The sequence below is a fragment of the Streptomyces sp. FH025 genome, from assembly GCF_017427025.1.
Lineage (GTDB): Bacteria > Actinomycetota > Actinomycetes > Streptomycetales > Streptomycetaceae > Kitasatospora.
Window position 1 is genome coordinate 1 of record NZ_JAFLNG010001048.1, and the last position, 1,811, is coordinate 1,811.

At 77.3% G+C, this 1,811-nt stretch carries 2 protein-coding genes and 1 pseudogene; 1 reads left to right on the forward strand and 2 read right to left on the reverse strand.

Features of this window, described 5'->3' with window-relative positions:
• A pseudogene (locus tag J0670_RS37125) lies at nt 1-355 on the forward strand (HAD family hydrolase); the annotation flags it as partial.
• Nucleotides 356-365: 10 nt separating this feature from the next.
• Here J0670_RS37125 and J0670_RS37130 read toward each other — a convergent pair.
• Nucleotides 366-581 (reverse strand): zinc ribbon domain-containing protein, encoded by a 216-nt coding sequence (locus J0670_RS37130; RefSeq protein ID WP_207817185.1) that lies wholly within the window; start codon nt 579-581, stop codon nt 366-368.
• Between the two features lie 24 nt (nt 582-605).
• The coding region (locus J0670_RS37135; RefSeq protein WP_207817186.1) for a hypothetical protein at nt 606-1,811 on the reverse strand (1,206 nt) is incomplete at its 5' end.

The window sequence follows — 1,811 nt, forward strand, 5'->3', positions numbered from 1 at the left end:
GGTCGAGCGCGACCGGCTGCCGGACGGCTGGCTGGCGGAGCTGACCGGCTGGTGCGCCGAGCGCGGCTGGCGGGTCTCGCTCCAGGGCCGCAAGGTGTACGCCGTGCCGGAGCCGCTCAGCAAGAGCGCCGCGCTCGCCGAGGCCGTCCGGCGCAGCGGTGCGACGACGGTGCTGGCGGCGGGCGACTCGCTGCTGGACGCCGACCTGCTGCTCGCGGCGGACGCGGCCTGGCGGCCGGGGCACGGCGAGCTGGCCGACCGCGGGTGGACGGCCCCCGGCGTCACCGCCCTGGCGGAGACGGGGGTGGCGGCGGGGGAGGAGATCGTCCGTCGGTTCCTGGCGGCCGTGTCCTAGGCCCTACCGGTCAGCCGCAGCAGCCGCCGCCGCAGCAACCTCCACCGGCCTGCGGCGGCGCGCCGGCTCCGGCTCCGGCGGCGCCGGTGACGGCGACGGTGGACAGCAGCTTCACGGTGTCCTGGTGCCCCTGCGGGCAGACGGCCGGGTCATTGGCCTGCGCCATCGGCCGGCTGAGCTCGAAGGTGGCGCCGCAGGAGCGGCAGCGGAAGTCGTAACGAGGCATGGCGGCAGCGTACCGAGGAAGGGGCTACCGCGGGTGGCCCAGATCGCCGCGGATCATGCCGATCACCTGCGCCGCCGTCTCCCGCACCGCCGCCAGCTCGGTCAGGAAGTACCAGTAGTCGGGGTGCCGGCCGGCCGCCTGGAGGGTGGCCACCGCGCGGTCCAGCCGGGCCACCGCCTCGTCCAGCGGGGCGGCGTGCCGAGGGTCCGGCGCGCTGCGGCCCGCCATCGCCAGGCGCTGCGCGTCCCGTACGGCGAACCGGGCGCGCTCGACCTCCCGGTCGGGGTTGTGCTGCACCTCGTTCAGCTGCCGCAGCCGCTCGTTCACCGCGAGCACCGAGCCGTCAGCGGTCTCCAGCAGCGCGCGGACCGTGCCGATCGCGGCCGTGGCGTCCGCCCAGCGCTGCTCGTCCCGGGCCCGGGCGGCCTCGGCCAGCTTGCGCTCGGCGGCGCGGCCGGCCTCGGCGACCTGCTCGGGCACCCGCTGGAGGTCCTGCCAGCAGGCGGTGCTGAACCGGCGGCGCAGCTCGCTCAGCGCGGGCTCGACCGTCGCGGCCTTGGTCTCCAGCGCCTGGATGCGGGTCCGCAGGCTGGCAACCCGCCGGTCCAGCTCCCGGGCCCGCTCGGGCAGTTGCGCCGCGTCCGCGGTGATCGCCTCGGCGCGCTGGCGCACCGTGTCGGCGCGCTGAAGGGTGGCGGCCACGCCGTGCCGGGCCGGGCCCTCGTTCAGCCGCCCCAGCTCGGGCGCCAGCTCGGCCAGCCGGGAGGCCAGGTCGTCGGCCCGCAGACCGGCGCCGCGCACCTCGTCCAGCGTGGTGGTGGCCTGGAGCAGCGCTCGCTTGGCCTGCTCGACGGCCGGGGTGACCCGCATCAGCTGCTGTTCGGCGTGCTGCAGGGTGGGCTGGAGGCGGCGCAGGAAGTCGGCGAGCTCGGCGCGGGCGGAGCCCAGCTGGCCCTTCACGTCCTCCAGCAGGCGCTTGGCCCGCGCGGCCGCGCCCGCGTCCAGGCTCTCGCTGTCCAGGTTGTGGGCGTCCAGGGCACCGAGGTAGTTCACGGTGACCTGCTCGACCCGGCCGGAGATCGCCGGCAGCTCGGCCAGCGCCCGCCGCGCCGTCGCGTCCTCCTCGGCCGCGCGGACGGTCTCCACCGCCAGCTGCAGCTCGCGCTGGGTCTCCTCCAGCTCGTAGAACGCCTCCTGCGCCGCGGCCCGGGCCTCCTTCGCCTCCGCCCG

What these genes read in the sequence shown, in the direction of transcription:
- J0670_RS37130 (WP_207817185.1), bottom strand. Translation starts at nt 581, where the DNA reads ATGCCTCGTTACGACTTCCGCTGCCGCTCCTGCGGCGCCACCTTCGAG.